Source organism: Novosphingobium subterraneum (genome assembly GCF_000807925.1).
GTDB classification, from domain to species: domain Bacteria; phylum Pseudomonadota; class Alphaproteobacteria; order Sphingomonadales; family Sphingomonadaceae; genus Novosphingobium; species Novosphingobium subterraneum.
The window spans coordinates 169,875-187,558 of sequence record NZ_JRVC01000005.1; the positions used below are offsets into that span (position 1 = coordinate 169,875).

22 protein-coding genes are annotated in these 17,684 nt (G+C 63.5%); 14 read left to right on the plus strand and 8 right to left on the minus strand.

What is annotated here, in order from left to right:
- Window positions 1–12: 12 nt before the first annotated feature.
- From NJ75_RS06845 to NJ75_RS06865, 5 genes are all read right to left on the minus strand, one after another.
- Window positions 13–1,089, minus strand: a complete 1,077-nt coding sequence (locus NJ75_RS06845) for a phosphotransferase family protein (protein ID WP_174544595.1) — start codon at window positions 1,087–1,089, stop codon at window positions 13–15.
- Window positions 1,086–2,174 (minus strand): Zn-dependent alcohol dehydrogenase, encoded by a 1,089-nt coding sequence (locus NJ75_RS06850; protein WP_039332772.1) that lies wholly within the window; start codon window positions 2,172–2,174, stop codon window positions 1,086–1,088. Before NJ75_RS06850 ends, NJ75_RS06845 begins: the two co-directional genes overlap by 4 nt.
- A gap of 11 nt (window positions 2,175–2,185) precedes the next feature.
- The gene (locus NJ75_RS06855; protein ID WP_039332774.1) at window positions 2,186–3,478 is read right to left on the minus strand and encodes an acyl-CoA dehydrogenase family protein; all 1,293 of its coding nucleotides are present in this window, start codon (window positions 3,476–3,478) and stop codon (window positions 2,186–2,188) included.
- 105 nt (window positions 3,479–3,583) lie between these two features.
- Window positions 3,584–5,011, minus strand: coding sequence for an MFS transporter (locus NJ75_RS06860; RefSeq protein ID WP_039332776.1), 1,428 nt, complete (start codon window positions 5,009–5,011; stop codon window positions 3,584–3,586).
- Window positions 5,008–5,856: an SDR family NAD(P)-dependent oxidoreductase gene (locus NJ75_RS06865; RefSeq protein ID WP_039332778.1), complete on the minus strand. Its 849-nt coding sequence runs from the start codon at window positions 5,854–5,856 to the stop codon at window positions 5,008–5,010. Before NJ75_RS06865 ends, NJ75_RS06860 begins: the two co-directional genes overlap by 4 nt.
- A 193-nt stretch (window positions 5,857–6,049) precedes the next feature.
- On the opposite strand from NJ75_RS06865, the gene NJ75_RS06870 reads away from it, so the two are divergent.
- The 3 genes from NJ75_RS06870 (at window position 6,050) to NJ75_RS06880 (ending at window position 9,227) form a co-directional block, all read left to right on the plus strand.
- The gene (locus tag NJ75_RS06870) at window positions 6,050–7,210 is read left to right on the plus strand and encodes an acyl-CoA dehydrogenase family protein (protein WP_039332780.1); all 1,161 of its coding nucleotides are present in this window, start codon (window positions 6,050–6,052) and stop codon (window positions 7,208–7,210) included.
- Window positions 7,211–7,213: 3 nt separating this feature from the next.
- Complete coding sequence (locus NJ75_RS06875) at window positions 7,214–8,353, plus strand: acyl-CoA dehydrogenase family protein (protein WP_039332782.1); 1,140 nt, start codon at window positions 7,214–7,216, stop codon at window positions 8,351–8,353.
- 70 nt (window positions 8,354–8,423) lie between these two features.
- On the plus strand, window positions 8,424–9,227 hold the full coding sequence (locus NJ75_RS06880) for an SDR family oxidoreductase (protein WP_039332784.1): 804 nt from the start codon (window positions 8,424–8,426) through the stop codon (window positions 9,225–9,227).
- A gap of 116 nt (window positions 9,228–9,343) precedes the next feature.
- Here NJ75_RS06880 and gmk read toward each other — a convergent pair whose 3' ends face one another.
- The 3 genes from gmk to NJ75_RS06895 are packed head-to-tail and all read right to left on the minus strand — an operon-like array spanning window position 9,344 to window position 10,970.
- Window positions 9,344–9,994: a guanylate kinase gene (gene gmk / locus NJ75_RS06885; protein ID WP_039332785.1), complete on the minus strand. Its 651-nt coding sequence runs from the start codon at window positions 9,992–9,994 to the stop codon at window positions 9,344–9,346.
- Between the two features lie 51 nt (window positions 9,995–10,045).
- Window positions 10,046–10,438 (minus strand): hypothetical protein, encoded by a 393-nt coding sequence (locus NJ75_RS06890; RefSeq protein WP_039332788.1) that lies wholly within the window; start codon window positions 10,436–10,438, stop codon window positions 10,046–10,048.
- A gap of 34 nt (window positions 10,439–10,472) precedes the next feature.
- Window positions 10,473–10,970 (minus strand): SspB family protein, encoded by a 498-nt coding sequence (locus NJ75_RS06895; protein WP_039332789.1) that lies wholly within the window; start codon window positions 10,968–10,970, stop codon window positions 10,473–10,475.
- 86 nt (window positions 10,971–11,056) lie between these two features.
- Here NJ75_RS06895 and hisB point away from each other — a divergent pair, with 86 nt between their 5' ends.
- The 11 genes from hisB to NJ75_RS06945 all read left to right on the plus strand — a co-directional run bounded on the left by hisB (window position 11,057) and on the right by NJ75_RS06945 (window position 17,683).
- Entirely contained in the window at window positions 11,057–11,650 is a 594-nt protein-coding gene (gene hisB, locus NJ75_RS06900) for an imidazoleglycerol-phosphate dehydratase HisB (protein ID WP_039332791.1), read from the plus strand.
- The gene (hisH, locus tag NJ75_RS06905) at window positions 11,643–12,272 is read left to right on the plus strand and encodes an imidazole glycerol phosphate synthase subunit HisH (RefSeq protein WP_039332793.1); all 630 of its coding nucleotides are present in this window, start codon (window positions 11,643–11,645) and stop codon (window positions 12,270–12,272) included. The genes hisB and hisH overlap by 8 nt, the downstream gene beginning before the upstream one ends.
- Window positions 12,273–12,339: 67 nt before the next feature.
- Window positions 12,340–13,479 carry a glycoside hydrolase family 130 protein gene (locus NJ75_RS06910; protein WP_039332795.1) on the plus strand — a complete coding sequence of 380 codons (1,140 nt, stop codon included), beginning with the start codon at window positions 12,340–12,342 and terminating at the stop codon, window positions 13,477–13,479.
- Between the two features lie 22 nt (window positions 13,480–13,501).
- Window positions 13,502–14,227, plus strand: coding sequence for a 1-(5-phosphoribosyl)-5-[(5-phosphoribosylamino)methylideneamino]imidazole-4-carboxamide isomerase (gene hisA, locus NJ75_RS06915; protein ID WP_039332797.1), 726 nt, complete (start codon window positions 13,502–13,504; stop codon window positions 14,225–14,227).
- Window position 14,228: 1 nt separating this feature from the next.
- The gene (hisF, locus tag NJ75_RS06920) at window positions 14,229–14,990 is read left to right on the plus strand and encodes an imidazole glycerol phosphate synthase subunit HisF (RefSeq protein WP_039332799.1); all 762 of its coding nucleotides are present in this window, start codon (window positions 14,229–14,231) and stop codon (window positions 14,988–14,990) included.
- Between the two features lie 98 nt (window positions 14,991–15,088).
- Window positions 15,089–15,253 carry a hypothetical protein gene (locus NJ75_RS24285; RefSeq protein ID WP_156135729.1) on the plus strand — a complete coding sequence of 55 codons (165 nt, stop codon included), beginning with the start codon at window positions 15,089–15,091 and terminating at the stop codon, window positions 15,251–15,253.
- Between the two features lie 33 nt (window positions 15,254–15,286).
- Entirely contained in the window at window positions 15,287–15,610 is a 324-nt protein-coding gene (locus tag NJ75_RS06925) for a phosphoribosyl-ATP diphosphatase (protein WP_039332801.1), read from the plus strand.
- Between the two features lies 1 nt (window position 15,611).
- Window positions 15,612–15,989 carry a histidine triad nucleotide-binding protein gene (locus NJ75_RS06930; protein WP_039332803.1) on the plus strand — a complete coding sequence of 126 codons (378 nt, stop codon included), beginning with the start codon at window positions 15,612–15,614 and terminating at the stop codon, window positions 15,987–15,989.
- Between the two features lie 75 nt (window positions 15,990–16,064).
- A complete protein-coding gene (locus tag NJ75_RS06935) occupies window positions 16,065–16,529 on the plus strand; it encodes a YbgC/FadM family acyl-CoA thioesterase (RefSeq protein WP_039332805.1) in 465 nt (154 codons plus the stop codon).
- On the plus strand, window positions 16,526–17,227 hold the full coding sequence (gene tolQ / locus NJ75_RS06940; protein WP_039332807.1) for a protein TolQ: 702 nt from the start codon (window positions 16,526–16,528) through the stop codon (window positions 17,225–17,227). Before NJ75_RS06935 ends, tolQ begins: the two co-directional genes overlap by 4 nt.
- 3 nt (window positions 17,228–17,230) lie before the next feature.
- Window positions 17,231–17,683, plus strand: coding sequence for an ExbD/TolR family protein (locus tag NJ75_RS06945; protein WP_174544596.1), 453 nt, complete (start codon window positions 17,231–17,233; stop codon window positions 17,681–17,683).
- The last annotated feature ends 1 nt before the right edge of the window (window position 17,684 follow it).

The window sequence follows — 17,684 nt, forward strand, 5'->3', positions numbered from 1 at the left end:
GGTGGCGCGGTATCAGGCCCCGGCCTTCACCGCAAAACTCAACGCCAGCTCTGCCAGCGGTCGGACTCTTTCCGACATCGCCTTGGCGTGAGCGCTTGAGGCTGTCCCGTCGATCACGCGCTTCTTGATCCCCTGGATGATGCCTGCCAGCCTGAAGAAGTTGTAGGCAATGTACCAGTCAAGCCCCGGCAATCCGTCACGTCCGGTCTTTTCGCAGTATCGTGCAACCACTTCTTCAAGTTCCGGAATGCCCAGCGCCTTGCGGTCCAGGTCCTGCACGCCCGAACGTCCGCCATTGTCCTGCACCCATGCCGTGCAGAAATAGGTGAAGTCGGCAAGCGGATCGCCCAGCGTGGACAGTTCCCAATCGAGCACCGCAACGACCTTGGCTTGCGTGGGATGGAAGATCATGTTGTCGATGCGATAATCGCCATGCACCACGCTGGTCCGCGTCTGCTCGGGGAGGGTTGCGGGCAGCCATTCGATAAGCCGCTCCATCTCGGGCATCGTCTCGGTTTCCGAAAGGCGATACTGCTTGGTCCAGCGATCGACTTGCCGGCCGAAGTAATTGCCAGGCTTGCCGAAGTCGGAAAGCCCGGCCTGCTCGATATCAACCGAATGCAATGCGGCAAGCGTATCGACCATGGCGTCGTAGGTCGCACGCCGGAATTCCGGTGTGGCGCCCGGCATTGCGCCGTCCCAGATCGTCCGCCCGTCGACACAGCCCATGACATAGAACCACGACCCGATGACGCTGTCGTCCGTGCACAGCCCATACTGGCGAGCAACCGGGAAGCCTGTTCCTGATAGCCCCGCCTGAACCTTGTATTCGCGGTCCACCGCATGGGCCGATGGCAGCAGTTTGCCGAAGGGCTTTCGCCGCAGCACGTAGGGCCCTGAAGGGCTGTCGATCTTGTAGGTCGGGTTCGATTGCCCGCCCTTGAATTTCGAGACCGTAAGCGGGCCCTGAAAGCCCGCCACGTTTTCCTCGAACCAGCGGGTCAGGCTTGCCTCATCCAGCTTGTCCGCGCCTTCGGGAACGACCGTTCCCGTAAACGCTGCCTGTGCGTCCATCACCGCCTCGCTCATTGGCCGAACACGATGACCGAGCGGGCAGAATTGCCCTGCTTCATCTTCTCGAACCCTACGTTGATGCCCTCCAACGGAATTCGTTCGGCAATGATGGTGTCGAGATCGAGAAGCCCGCGCATGTAGAAGTCAACCAGACGCGGCAGATCCACGGGGAAGTGATTGCCGCCCATGATGGCGCCTTGCAGCTTCTTGTCCGACAGCAGGTCCATCGCCGACAGGCCGACCTTGTGATTAAGCGGCATCATGCCGAGGATAGTGGCCGTCCCGCCGCGCCGCAGCGAAGCAACTGCCAGGTCGCCGGAAGCCGGCCTGCCCACTGCCTCGATGGCATGGTGGACGCCGCCCTTGGTCATCTCGACGATTTCCCTGGCTGCATCCGGCCCTGCGTCGATCGCATCGGTCGCGCCGAGCTTCAGCGCCAGTTCGCGCTTCTCGGGCATGGGGTCGACAGCGATGATTCGTCCGGCCCCTGCAATCTTTGCGGCATTGACGGTGGCCAGTCCCACTCCGCCGCAGCCGACGACGCAGATCGTTTCGCCCGGCGTCAGCTTGGCGGCGTTGAACACGGCGCCGGCACCGGTCGTCACCGCACATCCGATTACGGCGGCGCGGTCGAGCGGCATGTCCGGCGTGATCGCGACGCAGGCATGTTCATGCACCAGCATCTGCTCGGCAAAGGCCGAAAGGTTCAGCATCTGGTTCACGGTGCTGCCATCGTCGGTGCGGGTGAGGCGCGGGGGCGCGCCAACCCCGCGCCGGGTGTCGGCACCGAGGCACAGCGACATGCGTCCGGTGACGCAGAACTCGCAGTGCCCGCAGAAGGCCGACAGGCAGGTGACGACCGCGTCACCCACCTTCACGGTCCGCACTTCCGAACCCACGGCCTCGACGATCCCGGCTGCTTCATGTCCTGGCACGGCCGGGAGCGGATGCGGATAGGCGCCCTCGATGAAGTGCAGGTCCGAATGACACAGCCCGCAAGCGGCCGTACGGATCAGAACTTCGTGCGGACCCGGCTTTGAAACGGTCAGGTCCTGGATTTCGAGCGGTTTGCCCGGTTCGACGAGTACGGCGGCTTTCATCTTCTCTCTCCTTACCGAGCCACGCCCAGATCGCCCGAACTGAAGCCACGGTCGCCCGAGGGCAATTCCGAATGACGGGCAAATTCGATGCGGGCGATGGCGCGGGCGTGAACTTCGTCTGGTCCATCGGCCAGTCGCAGCGTCCGCTGGTGGGCATAGGCTTCGGCAAGACCGAAGTCTTCCGAAACGCCGCCGCCGCCATGGGCCTGGATCGCATCGTCGATGATCCGCAAGGCCATGTTCGGCGCCTGGACCTTGATCATCGCAATTTCCAGCGCAGCCGACTTGTTGCCGACCTTGTCCATCATGTCCGCCGCCTTGAGACAGAGCAGGCGGGTCATTTCGATGTCGATGCGGGCCTGCGCGATGCGCCATTCCCAGATCGATTGATCAGCCACGCGCTTGCCGAAGGCCACGCGCGATTGCAGGCGCTTGGCCATCTTGGCAATCGCCTCCTCGGCCACGCCGATCGTGCGCATGCAGTGATGGATGCGGCCCGGCCCGAGGCGTCCCTGCGCAATCTCGAAGCCGCGACCTTCGCCGAGCAGGATGTTGGATGCGGGCACGCGCACGTTGTTCATCACCACTTCCATGTGGCCGTGCGGCGCGTCGTCATAGCCGAAGACGGGCAGGTGACGGACGATCTCCACGCCCGGCGCGTCGAGCGGCATCAGGATCATCGACTGCTGCTGGTGACGCTTGGCCTCGAAGTCGGTCTTTCCCATGACGATGGCGATCTTGCAACGCGGATCGCCCACGCCCGACGACCACCACTTGCGCCCGTTTATCACGTACTCGTCGCCCTCGCGGCGGATCGAGGTTTCGATGTTGGTCGCGTCCGACGAGGCGACGGCCGGTTCGGTCATCAGGAAGGCGGAGCGAATCTCGCCGTTCATCAATGGGCGCAGCCACTGCTCCTTCTGCTCGAGAGTGCCGTAGCGATGGAACACTTCCATGTTCCCGGTATCAGGTGCGGAGCAGTTGAACACCTCGCTGGCCCAGCCGATGCGGCCCATTTCCTCGGCGCAAAGTGCATATTCAAGGTTGGTCAGGCCCGGACCTTCGAATTCGAAGCTTTCCTCGACATGATGGTGACCGCCGTTGCGCGGCGGCATGAACAGGTTCCAGATTCCGGCAGCCTTGGCCTTGGCCTTCTCCTGCTCGACCGTCTGCAAAACCTTCCACCGGTCACCCGTCGCCTGTTCGGCCTTGTAGTCCTTGTAGCGCGGGCGGACGTTGTCCTCGATGAACTGGCGGACGCGGTCACGCCAATACTTCTGGCGGTCGGTCGGTTCGAAATCCATGAGCCTCTCCTTGGTTGCCCGGCAATGTCCATCGGGCCATGCGCGAATTCAAGCGGAAATTAAGTGACCGATTAAGTTCTGTCGTTGATTGGGATCATTGCGGCGTCAGGGATGCAATCCCGCGGCATCGGGATCGGCCCTTGCCACCTGATTGAGCCGTTCAAGTCGAGCCTGGTGCGTCGCCCGGTCAATCGGAAATCGCCGGACCACGAATGCGGTCATTCCCGCCAGCACGGCAATGCTGGCGCAATAGGCAAGACTGAGGCGATATGTCACTTCCGGCGCGACGGCATCGGGGGCGGTGTTGGGTTCCAGTCCCGCAAAGCTCAGTAGCAGCCCGGTACAGAACACGCCAAGCCCGCCTGCACACTTCGAGGCAAGGAATGCGCCTGCCGACAGTGTCCCTTCCGACCTTCGCCCGGTCTGTTCCTCGGACGCCTCCACAACATCCGCAACCATGGACCACAAGGTCATGGTGCCGGTGACGGTGAAGGTGTTCGAAAGCAGAGTGCATGCAAACATTCCCCCCAGCGACAAGGTAGAACCGTCTGCTGCCCACAGACCCAGCCAGCGCAACAGTAGCGGGCCTGCCCAGAAGACCATGCCCAGCGGCGCCATCCGCATGACTGTCCCCGCCTTGCCCCAGCGCAGTTGAGCGCGTCCGACGAGCAGCGATGCTCCCACGACGCTGGCGAAGAGCAGGAATGGGAAGGCCTGCAAGGCGGTTGGCGTGAATTTCCAGACGTAGAGGTAAAGGTAGTTCGACAAGGCAAACGTGATGCCCTGCGCGGTCAGCGCCGCTGCAATGCCTGCCATCACGATGAGGCAGGCAGGATGTGAGAAGCTCTCGCGAATTTCGCCCAGAGAAGCGAGGGCGCTCTTCCCTGTCGCCCCCCGTTCCGGTGGCCAGCCGGCAACTGCCCGATGTTGCCCGAATGCCGAAACCAGCACGCAGGTCACCATCAGCGCTGCGCCGAACAGGCCGAAGTTGCGATAACCTTCGCGTGCCAGCATCGCGTCGGGCAGGAACACGCCATAGGCGAGCAAAAGCATCAGCAGCCCGCCCCCCCATGAGAACAGGAAGCGGAAGCGTGTCAGGCGCGTCCTCTCGTCGTAGTCGCGGCTGATCTCGGCAACCAAGGCTGCAGACGGAACTTCGCACATCGCCACCAATGCGCGCACGATGATGGCTGATGCCAGCAACACGGCAAAGCTCGGCTCTCCGATCGGAGACCACAGGAATATCCAGGCAAGCCCGAGAGGGATTGGCGCGATATACAGGTAGGGCAATCGCCTGCCCCAGGCGGTTCTGGTGCGGTCGCTGAAATGCCCCACTATCGGGTCGATCAACCCGTCGAAGACCAGCGCGATCAGGAGGGCCAGGCTGACCAGCCGCGCGTCCATGCCAAGGACCTGATTGTAGAACAGCAGCAGGAACGTGGCGAAGCCATTGTCCTTTACGCCATAGGCGACACTGCCCAACCCGTTCGCCAGGGCGAGCCGGGTCGGCACGCGGCCTTCGATCGGGATCATGCAGCCTTTCCGCTGTCGACCATCTGCTGCAGCGCGTCGAACAGACCCGGCATGTTCGGGTCCCAGCTATGACGCGGCCCGATGGTGATCCCGCCATCGACGATGAGCGATGTACCCGTGACAAAGCCCGCCGCCTCGCTGGCGAGGAACAGCACGGCTTGCGCAATGTCGTCAGGCTGTCCGCCGCGCGCCACCGGCTGCGCCTGCTGCGACATTGCGGCAATCGCGCCCTTGGCCTGCGCCTCCAGTTCGGCGGGCATATCCAGCGAAGCGGTGAAGATGTTGGTGTTGATGAAGCCCGGCTGGACCGCGTTGACCCGGATCTGGTGCTTGGCAAGGTCGGCCGCGGCGACTTTGGTCAGGTGCAGGACGCCAGCCTTGGCGACCGCATAGGCAGTGGGCGAATAGCCCGGTCCGACTGCGGCAACGCTTGAAGTATTGACGAACGATGCGCCCTTGCGCCCGATCATGTGGGGGACGGCGTAGCGGATGCCGAACGCGACCGAACGCAGCAGCAGGTCCATAGTCCGGTCCCAGCCTTCGGGCTCGATCTCGTCGATCGGGGCTCTGTCGCCGCCAGCGCCTGCATTGTTGAAGACCGAGTCGATGCCGCCGGTCTCTGCCGCGGCGCGGTCCATCAGGGCCTTGATGTCCTCGCAACGCGTGACATCGCAGCGGGCAGTGACGACCTTGCCGTTGGATGCGCTCGCCGTCGCCAGAAGGCCGGCCTCGTCGATGTCGGCAGCGTAGACCGTTGCCCCCTCGGCCGCAAAAGCGATCGCGCTCGCCCTCCCGATTCCCGAAGCTGCGCCGGTCACGACGACCGTCTTGCCGTTGAATCGCATCCCTCTCTCCAGCGTTCTTATGTCGTTTTACGTTTACGTCAGCTTAGGCGCGAAAGACCGTCCGTCAATGGCGATGGGGTTTACGCTACGGCAAGCGGCACTTGCCCCAAAGCGCAGGAAAGGCGCCGCAAATCCGCCCTTGCCAGACCATCGCGACTCGCCTTAACCTTCCGATTAAGAGAGGAGCATAACCATGTCAGACCTTGATGCTTTCCGCGCGGAAATCCGCGCATGGCTTGAAGAGAACTGCCCTGCCGAAATGCGCGAGCCCGTCCGCGACGAAGGCGACGTCTGCTGGGGCGGACGCAACTTCAAGTTCAAGAACGAGGCGCAGAAGACCTGGATGGAGCGCTGCGCAGCCAAGGGATACACCGTGCCCGATTGGCCCAAGCCCTATGGTGGCGCCGGCATGTCTCCGGCCGAGGCGAAGATCTGGCGCGAGGAATGCGCCCGCATCGGCGCCCGTCCGCCGCTGTCCAGCTTCGGCATCTGGATGCTCGGCCCCGCACTGCTGAAGTTCGGCACGGAGGAGCAGAAGGTTCACTACCTCAACCAGATCGCCCGCGGCGAAATCCGCTGGTGCCAGGGCTATTCGGAACCCGGCTCGGGCTCGGACCTCGTCAGCTTGCAGACTTTCGGCGAGGACAAGGGCGATCACTGGGTCGTCAACGGCCAGAAGATCTGGACCTCTTATGCTGATAAGGCTGACTGGATCTTCTGCCTTGTCCGCACCGACAAGGCCAACAAGTACCAGGGCATCAGCTTCCTGCTGTTCGACATGACCACCCCGGGCGTGACGACCAAGCCGATCAAGCTGATCAGCGGCAATTCGCCGTTTTGCGAAACCTTCTTCGACAACGTCGTGGTGCCGAAGAACCAGATCGTCGGAGAACTGAATCGCGGCTGGGACGTCGCCAAGTACTTGCTCGGGCATGAGCGCGAGATGATCTCGGGTGCGGGCGGCGGCGATCGCCTCAACGCCATCGGCGCGATCGTTGCCCGTAACGGTCTCGAAGACCCGATCCTGCGCGCCGACCTCGCCATGTTCGATGTCGATGCCTTGGCCTATGCCTGCATGGGCGAGAAGTTCCTGGATGAGGCCAAGGTCGGCCGTGCCCATCCCGCGCAGCCCAACATGATGAAGTATGCCGGCACTGAACTGAACAAGCGCCGTCACGAACTGCTGATGTCGGCAGGCGGAGCGACGGCACTCGAATGGGAGAGCGAGCGCACCAATGGCGGCTCCCCGTCGCGTTCGTGGCTGCGCACCAAGGCCAACTCGATCGAGGGCGGCACCAGCGAAGTCATGCTCAACGTCGTTGCAAAACGCATCCTCGAACTGCCGGGAGCCTGATCGATGCCCCTTTTCCACACCGAAGATCAGGCCATGCTGGCCGAAAGCGTCACCGGCTTCATGGCCGATGAAGGCGGCATCAAGAAGCAGCTGCGCCACTATCGCGACATGAACTGCCAGGATGGCTTCGGCCATGCCCTGTGGAAGCAGTTCGCCGAGATGGGCCTCACCGGCATGCTTGCTGCCGAGGCTGATGGCGGTCTGGCGATGGGCCACGTCGAGGCAGGCATCGTCCTGCGCGAAATCGGTCGCAACCTTACCCCTTCGCCATTCCTGACCACCTCGGTCATGGGCGTGACGGCGCTTGCCGGCGGATCGGACGAGCTGCGCGGCCGCTGGCTCCCAGGGGTAATGGCCGGCGACAGTGTATTGGCCGTAGCGGTCGACGAAGGTCCGAAACATCGCCCCGAACGCATCGCCTGCAAGGCCGAAAAGGCTGGTAACGGCTTCCGCCTTCAGGGCAGCAAGGCCTTCGTCGTGCATGGAGCCTCGGCTGACGCGATCATCGTCGCTGCGCGCACGTCGGGCAGCGATACCGACAACGACGGCATCACGCTGTTCGCCGTACCCAAGGACGCATCGGGCGTGTCCCACGAGAACCTGCGCCTCGTCGACAGCGCGATGGCCAGCAACGTCACCTTCGACAGTGTCGAACTCGACGGCGATTGCGTTATCGGAGAAGTCGATGGCGGTCGCGAGCTGCTGAACAAGGTTCTCCGTGCAGGCCGCATCGGCGCTGCTGCCGAACTGACCGGTGTCGGGCAGGGGGCATTCGACATCACCACCACCTACCTCAAGACGCGCAAGCAGTTCGGCCAGCTGATCGGAGAATTCCAGGCGCTTCAGCACCGCGCCGCGCACCTCTATTCCGAGCTGGAAATCGCCGAAGCCGCCGTGATCAAGGCGCAGCAACTGCTCGACGGCAATTCGGAGAAGGCCGACCTCATGGTTTCGGTTGCCAAGGCCAAGGCGGCCAAGGCCTGCAACCTCTCGGTTCGCGAAGGCGTTCAGATGCATGGCGGCGTCGGCATGACCGACGAATACGACATCGGCCTCTACATGAAGCGCGACCGTTCGCTCGCCGAGTTCATGGGCGACCAGTATTACCATGCCGAGCGCGTGGCTCAGCTTAGCGGCTATTGATGCAATCGCCCCCTCCTCGGCAGGGGAGGGGGACACGACCCGGGAAACGGGCGCGCAGGGGAACGACAACATGGATTTCAGCAAGCTTTTCAGCCTTGAAGGCCGCATTGCGGTCGTGACTGGTGGTTCGCGCGGGATTGGCGAGATGATCGCCGAAGGCTTCCTCGCCGCAGGTTGCGAGCGGGTGTACATCACCGCTCGCAAGGCTGCCGTGGTCGAGGAAACCGCCAGCCGCCTTGGCGATCGGTGCATCGCACTGCCCGGTGACATTTCCAACGTCGCCGGCATTGAACAGCTCGCCGCAGACCTTGCTGGCCGCGAAAACAAGCTCGACATTCTCGTGAACAACGCGGGCGCTGCCTGGGGCGCAGACTTCGAGGATTTTCCCGAAGTTGGCTGGGACAAGGTCATGGACCTGAACGTCAAGACGCCGTTCTTCCTCACTCAGAAGCTGCACGGACTGCTCAAGGCCGCCGCCAGCAAGGAACAGCCCGCCAAGGTGATCAATATCGCCTCGGTCGATGGCCTGCGTCTCAATGCTTGGGAGACCTACAGCTACCAGGCATCAAAGGCTGCCGTCATCCAGTTGACCAAGCGGATGGCGGCGCGGCTGATCCGGGACCAGATCGTCGCAAGCTGCATCTGTCCAGGAGCTTTCCCATCAGAGATGAACAAGGCTGCGGCGAAGAATCCCGAAGCCTCTGCCAAGGGCATCCCATCCAGGCGGATCGGCACGATTGAAGACATGGCCGGGGGCGCGATCTTCCTCGCCAGCCGCGCGGGCGACTATGTCGTCGGCACGCCGCTGCCGATCGATGGCGGTATCGTCAACGGCTGGATTCCTGAGAATGCCGTGGATCCATCGGGGCATTGATGGCGCTGACATTTGCGCCCCCGCGAAGGCGGGGACGCAAGTGTTGTTACGGAATTTTGGCGTCAAACCGCTGAGGTCCCCGCCTGCGCGGGGACGCAACACTTCCAGATGAGATACTACCCCCGCATCAACCCACGCACGAAGTCGATCAGCCCGGTCTGGCGCGTGCGCTTCATGCGCTCGGCAGCAAGGATCTCTCGCACCTTTTCGAAGCAGCCCTCAACCTCGTCGTTGATCACGACGTAGTCGTAACCGTCCCAGTGGCTGATCTCGGCTTGTGCCCGGTCCATGCGCGCCGCGATAACCTCCGCGCTGTCGGTGCCGCGTCCGGTCAGGCGGCGGCGCAGTTCATCGAGGCTCGGCGGCAGGATGAACACGCGCACCACGTCGGCCTGCGCTTTCTGGTACAGCTGCTGCGTGCCCTGCCAGTCGATGTCGAACAGGACATCTCCGCCCGCTTTCAGCCGGTCGCGAATGTGCGCCTTGGGTGTGCCATAGCAATTGCCGAAGACCACTGCCCATTCATAGAACTCGTTCGCCTCGACCATGCGGTCGAACTCGGCCTTGTCGACGAAGTAGTAGTCCTTGCCCTCGACTTCGCCAGGCCGCATCGGCCGCGTCGTCACGGAAACAGATGCCGCGATCTCGTCATCTTCGGCGAGAAGCTTGCGCGCGATCGTCGTCTTGCCGGCGCCGGAGGGCGAGGACAGGATGAGCATCAGGCCCCGGCGGTGCAGGGTGTCGTCGTCTTGGGACTCGTGGACCATGTGCGCTAGTGGCGCATCGGTTCCCGCCCGGTCAAGGGGGGACGGCTCCGATCAGCCCTTCTTGCCGCGCTCGGCCTGTTCCTCGATTGCCGCTTCGCCAGCTGCCTCGGCGGTTCTGCTACGGCGGCGATCGTAAAGCGTCTTGGCCAGAAGACCACCCCCGACAACGATCGCGCCGGGAACGGAGCGGGTTGCAACCCGGGCGATGGCAGTCCCGACCAGAGTCTGCATCATCGTGCGCCCCTGGATCACACGACCCGCCTTCTTTGAACCCATCTTCGTCCCGATCAGGCCTTTTTCAACGCCACGGCGAAGCAACGAGCCCCCGGCGCGGAGGGCAATATCGGCCAGGATCAAGTTGGTCATCGGGTTGGGGCTGGGGGCAGGCACCTTGTCAGCGGCATCCTTGGCCGCATTTGCCAGCTTCTTGCCCTTCTTAGCCATGCCCTTGCCTTCTGTCAGCGGGGCGTTGTGCCCCTTACTTCTTCTTGCCGAAATCGACAGTGACGACGTTCGATCCGTCCTCGGTCCGCTCAACGGCAGGCGTGTCGGCTTGTTCCGGCGAATCGTTTTCGGCAGGCTCGACAGGTTCCGCCTCGTCATCGACAACTGCCTGGAATTGCAGACCGAAATCGACTGCCGGATCGACGAAAGCCGTGATTGCCGAGAACGGAATCACCAGCGTCGAAGGGATCTGATTGAATGAAAGGCCAACGCTGAACTGATCTGCCTCGACCTTGAGGTCCCAGAACTTGTTCTGGAGCACGATCGTCATCTCGTCGGGGAAGCGTTCGCGCAGGCGCTGCGGAATGTCCACGCCCGGAGCGCCGGTCTTGAAGGTGATATAGAAGTGATGGGTGCCCGGCAGCATCCCGCCGCCGGCTGCCACTTGGCCCAGCACGCGTCCGACAACGGCGCGTAGCGCCTCCTGCACGATTTCGTCGTAGGGGATCAGGCTGTCAGGTGCATCGCTCATGCCGCCACAACTGACCGCCCCGGCCCTTCGGGTCAAGTGGGGACGGACATTGATTCTAAACCGGAGCGGCGTATAGGCGCTTTCCCATGCGCACCGGATCGATCACGCGAAAGACCGAGGAAACCGACATTGCCGTGTCGGTGAACCTCGATGGCACCGGCACCTACAAGGTGGAAACGGGCATCGGCTTCCTCGATCACATGATCGAGCAGTTCAGCCGGCACTCGCTGATCGATATCGAATGCCGGGTGAAGGGTGACCTCCATGTCGACCAGCACCACACCACCGAGGACAGCGCCATCGCGCTCGGCCAGGCCATCTCGCAGGCGCTGGGCGACAAGAAGGGCATAACCCGGTACGGCCACACCTATTCGCCGATGGACGAGGCGCTGAGCCGCGTCGCGCTCGACATTTCGGGTCGCCCGGTGCTGATCTGGAAGGCCTCGTTCACGCAGCCTCGCTTGGGCGAGATGGATACCGAGCTGTTCGAGCACTGGTTCCAGTCGATCAGCCAGGCAGCCGGCATCACGCTGCACATCGAAAGCCTCTACGGCTCGAACAACCACCACATCATCGAGGGCATCTACAAGGGCTTTGCCCGCGCGATGCGTGCAGCGATCACCATCGATCCGCGCAAGGCCGATGCCGTCCCTTCGACCAAGGGCATTCTCGGTGGCTGATACCCTCGCGCTGGTCGATTACGGCGCGGGCAATCTGCGCTCCGTCGCCAACGCCCTCAAGGCAGCCGGTGCCGAAGGCGTGGTGGTGACGGCCGATCCCAATGTCGTCCGGGCCGCGGATCGTATCGTCCTGCCCGGCGTCGGTGCCTTCCGCGCCTGCATCTCGGCGCTTTGCGCTGTGCCCGGCCTTGTCGAGGCAATGGAAGAGCGCGTCCTCGTCGGCGGTGCTCCTTTCCTCGGCATCTGCGTCGGCATGCAGCTTCTGGCGGATCGCGGCATCGAGTTCGGCACGACCGACGGGCTTGGCTGGATCGGGGGCGAAGTCCGCGTGATCGAACCCGCCGATCCGTCGATCAAGGTGCCCCACATGGGCTGGAACGATGTCGCGCCGATGCCGCACCAGGGCGGTGCCGAACTGCTCGAGCCCGGCGAAGCCTATTTCCTGCACTCCTACCACTTCGTGCCCGAAGAGGGCACGCACGTGGCGGCGATGAGCGATCACGGCGGCGGGATCGTCGCCGCCGTCGCGCGCGACAATATTCTCGGCGTGCAGTTCCACCCGGAAAAAAGCCAGTCCTACGGCCTGTCGCTGCTCAATCGCTTCCTTGAATGGAAGCCCTGACAGGTTAGCCTGAGGGAACTGTAACACGCGCCCAGACCTTTCCTTCCTTTGAAGGAGGCCCTGCCGCATGACCACGTTTCCGTTCGACCGCCTGGTATTCACGCCCTTCATGGTGGACCTCGCGCAGTCACCGTTGCGCGGCCACTTCGATGCGGAAACTTACGTTCTGGGGGCCTTCAACCCCGGCATGACGGTCCTGCCAAACGGCAACCTGCTCTTCATGGTCCGCGTGGCCGAGGCCCTGCGCCAGCCAATCCGCGATGGCAAGGTCCATGCGATTCGCTGGCACGACGGGGGCTACGTTCTAGATGGCTGGCCGCTGGAGCTTGCCGATACTTCGGACCCTCGCAAGTTCCTTCTGCATGGTGGCGGCTGGAAGATCATGGCGCTGACCTCCCTGTCATGGCTGTTGCCGGTCGAGATGTCGGCCGACGGGCTTGATGTCATCGCAATCCACTATGACAAGGCAATCGCGCCGCAAGGTTCGTTCCAGTGCTACGGCATCGAGGATGCCCGCATCTCGCGCATGGGCGAGGGCGCCTATCTGATGACCACCTGCTCGGTCAGCCCGGAACGACACTCGACCACGCTCTATTCCTCGGAAGATGGCCTGAACTGGCATTTCGAAGGCATCGCTCTCGATCACCAGAACAAGGACATGTTGATCTTCGAGGGCCTTGTTCACGGCGAATACTGGGCACAGACCCGCCCCTTGGGCGACCTCTACTTCGCCTACCCGCCTGGCAGCGAATGGCGCTCCGGCCCCTCGATCAACCTTGCGACTTCGCCGGATGCCCTTCACTGGCGTCCTCGCCTCGAACCAGGCATCCGTCCGCATGCTGGTACCGCCGCAACGGCGCGCATGGGTGGTGGCACACCCCCGATCCTCACGGAGATTGACGGCCAGCGTGGCTGGCTTACCCTCTGGCACGGCGTCGAACCGAAGGAGATCGTGGGCATCTACCGTACCTACTGGACCCTCCTCGACCCGGAAGAGCCATGGAAAACCATCGGCGGCAGCCACACCCCGCTGCTTGAACCCAACCCGGAACTCACCCGCCCGCTCGAAGACCTGCTCTACTTGCGCGATGTCGTGTTCACGACCGGCATCGCTGAGTTGGAGGATTGCTACATCGTCGCCTCGGGCGAGGCCGATCTTGCCTGCCGCATCACCCATGTGCCCAAGGAAGCCTTCCGTTCGGCGTAATCCGCTGCTAGGCGCGCGGTCCATGATCGTCTTTCCCGCCATTGACCTGAAAGCTGGCCAGGTCGTTCGCCTCGCCGAAGGAGACATGGACCGCGCCACGGTCTACGGCGATAACCCCGCCCATCAGGCGAGCCTCTTCGCCGAGGCCGGTTCGCAGTACCTCCACGTCGTCGATCTCGACGGTTCGTTCGCCGGTCGCGCCGAGAACCGCGAGGCGGTGGAGGGAATCCTCAAGTCGTTCCCCGGCCACGTCCAGCTTGGCGGCGGCATCCGCACGCGTGAGGCGGTCTCGGGCTGGTTCGACGTCGGTGTCAGCCGCGTCGTCATGGGCACGGCTGCGCTCAAGGACCCGCAGTTCGTCAAGGACATGGCAAAGGAGTTCCCCGGCGGCATCGTCGTCGCGGTTGACGCACGCGACGGCATGGTCGCCACCGAGGGCTGGGCCGACGTGTCCGACGTCTCGGTCGTCGATCTCGCCCGCCGGTTCGAGGATGCGGGCGTTGCCAGCCTGCTCTTCACCGACATCGGACGCGACGGCCTGCTCAAGGGCGTGAATCTTGACGCCACCGTCGAACTCGCGCGCCGCGTCGACATTCCCGTGATCGCCAGCGGCGGCGTCAAGGGCATCGACGACATCCGGATGCTCAAGATTCATGAAGCCGACGGCATCGAAGGTGTCATCACCGGCCGTGCGCTGTTCGAAGGCAAGCTCGATCTTGCGGCTGCCATTGCGATGGCCGAGGCCTGACATGACCGTCCGCGTCCGCGTCATCCCCTGTCTCGATGTCGCCAATGGCCGCGTGGTCAAGGGCGTCAACTTCGTCGACCTGCGCGATGCCGGCGATCCGGTCGAGCAGGCGCGCGCCTATGACAAGGCCGGGGCGGACGAGTTGTGCTTCCTCGACATCTCCGCCAGCCATGAAGGCCGCGGCACCCTGCTTGATGTCGTCGCGCGGACTGCGGAAGTCTGTTTCATGCCGCTGACAGTCGGCGGTGGGGTGAGGGCAGTCGAGGACGCCCGCGCCCTCCTCCTCGCTGGTGCCGACAAGGTCGCAGTCAATTCCGCCGCCGTCGCCCGTCCCGAACTGGTGCGCGACATTGCCGAGAAGTTCGGCGCGCAGTGCGTGGTTGGCTCGGTCGATGCGCGACGCACCGGGTCGGGCAAATGGGAGATATTCACCCACGGCGGGCGCAAGGCAACTGGCATCGACGCGCTGGCCCACGCCGTGAACCTTGCCACGCTGGGCGCGGGGGAACTGCTCGTCACTTCGATGGACGGTGACGGGACGCAAAAGGGCTACGACCTGGAACTGACCCGCGCCATCGCTGATGCCGTGCCGGTCCCGGTGATTGCCAGCGGTGGCGTCGGCAGTCTCGAACACCTTGTCGCAGGTGTAACCGAAGGCCATGCCAGCGCGGTGCTGGCGGCATCGATCTTCCACTTCGGAACCCACTCGATTGCAGAAGCCCACGCCGCGCTGCGGGCTGCAGGTCTGCCAGCACGCTCCTGAGTCCCAAGATGGGTCATTAACCATTTGTTACAAGGGATTTTACCGAATCACGCGGTCTGGCATTGGGTTGGGGTTAACAACTCAAGGTCGCTTGCCCTGTGCTTCGTATCGGTACCATCCTTCTTGCGGTCCTCGCGTCGGTTTCTCCGTCGCTGGCGCAGTCGGCCGGCATCTCGATTCCCGAACCGACTGACGGCGCACTCTTCGCCTTGGGGCTCGTCGGTCTCATCGTCGGCCGCCAGATCGCCAAGCGCCGGGGTTGACCGCACCGCCCGTTCCGCGCCATTGCGCTGCCCATGGAACACGGTGAAATCCTCGCCCGGCTCGAAGCCACGATAGCCCAGCGCCGCGCGGGCGATCCTTCCGCCAGCTACGTCGCCAAGCTCAATGCCAAGGGTATCGCCAAGATAGCCCAGAAGGTTGGCGAGGAGGGCACGGAAACTGTCATCGCTGCATTGGCTGGAGACCGCAAGGAACTCGTCGGCGAAGCGGCGGACCTCATCTTCCACCTGATGGTGCTGCTCTCCGCCAAGGACGTGCCGCTCGCCGAAGTGCTTGCCGAACTCGAGCGGCGCGAAGGCACCTCGGGCATCGCTGAAAAAGCCAGCCGGAGCAACTGACATGGCCGTTGATGCAACGCTCCCCTACGACGACCAGAACATCTTCGCCAAGATCCTGCGCGGGGAGATCCCCAACCGCACGGTTTATGAAGACGATTATGCGCTGGCATTTCACGACATCAACCCGCAGGCGCCGATCCACGTCCTCGTGATCCCCAAGGGCGCCTACGTGTGCTGGGACGATTTCTCCGAGAAGGCTTCGGAGGCCGAAATCGCCGGCTTCGTCCGCGCAGTCGGCAAGGTAGCGCGTGATCTCGGTCTGGTGGCTCCGGGCTATCGCCTGCTCGCCAACACCGGCACCAACAGCCATCAGGAAGTGCCGCATCTGCACGTCCACCTCTTTGCCGGCCAGCCGCTTGGCCCGATGCTGGTGCGCTGAACGGGGGGAACACGGGGGTAAGGCGTTAACCACCCCTTGCCCTTCGACTCGTCGCAAGGGTAGGGTCACCGCCGAATGTCCGTTCCGCTTGCACCCTCCGGCCTGTTCGATGGCCCTCAGCACCTTTACCCGGTCCGCGTCTACTTCGAGGACACGGACCTTTCGGGCGTGGTCTATCACGCCAATTACCTGCGCTGGTTTGAACGTGCCCGCTCCGACATGCTGCGCCTGCTCGGCATAGACCAGCGCGCTGCGCACGAAGCCGGCGAGGGCGCCTACGCCGTCAGCGAGATGGACCTGCGTTATCTGCGCCCCGCCAAGCTTGATGATGAGGTCATGGTCCACAGCCACGTCGCCGAACTTTCCCCAGCCACCTGCCGAATCGTGCAGCGTGCGTTCAGGGACGGGACGCTTCTGTGCGAGGCGAGGGTGCGCGTCGCCTTCGTCGCGCCCAATGGCCGTCCCCGTCGCCAGCCGCGCGAATGGATGGCCGCTTTCCAGACAATCACAACTGCTCCCGAAGGACAGGATACCGCATGATTCTCCCGATGCTCGCTAATGGCGTTGCCTTCGCGCCGACTTCGCTCAACCCCGTGCAGCTGTTCCTCGATGCAGACTATGTCGTCCAGGGTGTCATGGTCGGGCTCGTGCTCGCCAGCATCTGGACGTGGACGATCATCATCGGTTTTTCGCTGAAGATGGGCAGCGTCCAGAAGGGCTGTGACAAGTACGAGCGCGAATTCTGGGAGGCACGCGACATCGACCAGTTCCAGAAGGACAACAAGGGCCGCGATCTCCCTTCCGCCCGCGTCGTCAATGCAGCGCTCGTCGAATGGCGCCGTTCCACCTCGGGCAAGGCCATCGATCGCGAAGGCACTCGCCAGCGCTTGACCACCGCGCTCGATGGCGCAGTCGTCACTGAGACAGACGCGCTGGCCAGTCGCCTCAATTTCCTCGCGACCGTCGGGTCGGTGGCCCCATTTGTTGGCCTGTTCGGTACTGTCTGGGGCATCATGGATAGCTTCTTCAACATCGGTGCGCAGCAGAACTCCTCGCTTGCCGTCGTCGCACCCGGCATCTCCGAGGCGCTGTTCGCCACGGCCATCGGTCTGTTCGCCGCCATTCCCGCAGTCATCGCCTACAACCGCTTTTCGCACCGCGTGAACCGCTTCGAGACCCGCCTCTATCGCTTCGCCGACCGCTTCCACGCCTCGCTCAGCCGCGAACTGGAGGCCTGAGTCATGGCGATGTCCATGGGTTCCGGCAGCGGAGGCGGCAGAGGTCGCAGGGGGCGTGGCGGTCGTGCCGCGATGAGCGAAATCAACGTCACCCCGCTGGTCGACGTCATGCTCGTGCTGCTGATCATCTTCATGGTCACCGCGCCGATGCTGGCCGCTGGCGTGCCGGTCGACTTGCCCGACAGCAAGGCGGACCCGCTCGACCAGCAGCAGGACCAGATCACCGTCACTATCGATGCTCAGGGCAACGTCTTCCTCGATGATCAGCAGCTCGCCCCCGGCGAGCTGACCGACCGCCTTGCCGGGCTGCAGAAGGGGCCGAAGCCCCCGCTGGTGACCTTGCGCGCAGATCGCGTGCTCGATTGGGGCCGCGTCGCTGCCGTGATGGGAGAGTTGAACGCTGCGGGCTTCAAGTCGATCTCGCTGGTCACCAACAGTTCATCCGCACCGCAATAGG

What these genes read in the sequence shown, in the direction of transcription:
- NJ75_RS06845 (WP_174544595.1), bottom strand. Translation starts at nt 1,089, where the DNA reads ATGAGCGAGGCGGTGATGGACGCACAGGCAGCGTTTACGGGAACGGTC.
- NJ75_RS06850 (WP_039332772.1), bottom strand. Translation starts at nt 2,174, where the DNA reads ATGAAAGCCGCCGTACTCGTCGAACCGGGCAAACCGCTCGAAATCCAG.
- NJ75_RS06855 (WP_039332774.1), bottom strand. Translation starts at nt 3,478, where the DNA reads ATGGATTTCGAACCGACCGACCGCCAGAAGTATTGGCGTGACCGCGTC.
- NJ75_RS06860 (WP_039332776.1), bottom strand. Translation starts at nt 5,011, where the DNA reads ATGATCCCGATCGAAGGCCGCGTGCCGACCCGGCTCGCCCTGGCGAAC.
- NJ75_RS06865 (WP_039332778.1), bottom strand. Translation starts at nt 5,856, where the DNA reads ATGCGATTCAACGGCAAGACGGTCGTCGTGACCGGCGCAGCTTCGGGA.
- NJ75_RS06870 (WP_039332780.1), top strand. Translation starts at nt 6,050, where the DNA reads ATGTCAGACCTTGATGCTTTCCGCGCGGAAATCCGCGCATGGCTTGAA.
- NJ75_RS06875 (WP_039332782.1), top strand. Translation starts at nt 7,214, where the DNA reads ATGCCCCTTTTCCACACCGAAGATCAGGCCATGCTGGCCGAAAGCGTC.
- NJ75_RS06880 (WP_039332784.1), top strand. Translation starts at nt 8,424, where the DNA reads ATGGATTTCAGCAAGCTTTTCAGCCTTGAAGGCCGCATTGCGGTCGTG.
- gmk (WP_039332785.1), bottom strand. Translation starts at nt 9,994, where the DNA reads ATGGTCCACGAGTCCCAAGACGACGACACCCTGCACCGCCGGGGCCTG.
- NJ75_RS06890 (WP_039332788.1), bottom strand. Translation starts at nt 10,438, where the DNA reads ATGGCTAAGAAGGGCAAGAAGCTGGCAAATGCGGCCAAGGATGCCGCT.
- NJ75_RS06895 (WP_039332789.1), bottom strand. Translation starts at nt 10,970, where the DNA reads ATGAGCGATGCACCTGACAGCCTGATCCCCTACGACGAAATCGTGCAG.
- hisB (WP_039332791.1), top strand. Translation starts at nt 11,057, where the DNA reads ATGCGCACCGGATCGATCACGCGAAAGACCGAGGAAACCGACATTGCC.
- NJ75_RS06910 (WP_039332795.1), top strand. Translation starts at nt 12,340, where the DNA reads ATGACCACGTTTCCGTTCGACCGCCTGGTATTCACGCCCTTCATGGTG.
- hisA (WP_039332797.1), top strand. Translation starts at nt 13,502, where the DNA reads ATGATCGTCTTTCCCGCCATTGACCTGAAAGCTGGCCAGGTCGTTCGC.
- hisF (WP_039332799.1), top strand. Translation starts at nt 14,229, where the DNA reads ATGACCGTCCGCGTCCGCGTCATCCCCTGTCTCGATGTCGCCAATGGC.
- NJ75_RS06925 (WP_039332801.1), top strand. Translation starts at nt 15,287, where the DNA reads ATGGAACACGGTGAAATCCTCGCCCGGCTCGAAGCCACGATAGCCCAG.
- NJ75_RS06930 (WP_039332803.1), top strand. Translation starts at nt 15,612, where the DNA reads ATGGCCGTTGATGCAACGCTCCCCTACGACGACCAGAACATCTTCGCC.
- NJ75_RS06935 (WP_039332805.1), top strand. Translation starts at nt 16,065, where the DNA reads ATGTCCGTTCCGCTTGCACCCTCCGGCCTGTTCGATGGCCCTCAGCAC.
- tolQ (WP_039332807.1), top strand. Translation starts at nt 16,526, where the DNA reads ATGATTCTCCCGATGCTCGCTAATGGCGTTGCCTTCGCGCCGACTTCG.
- NJ75_RS06945 (WP_174544596.1), top strand. Translation starts at nt 17,231, where the DNA reads ATGGCGATGTCCATGGGTTCCGGCAGCGGAGGCGGCAGAGGTCGCAGG.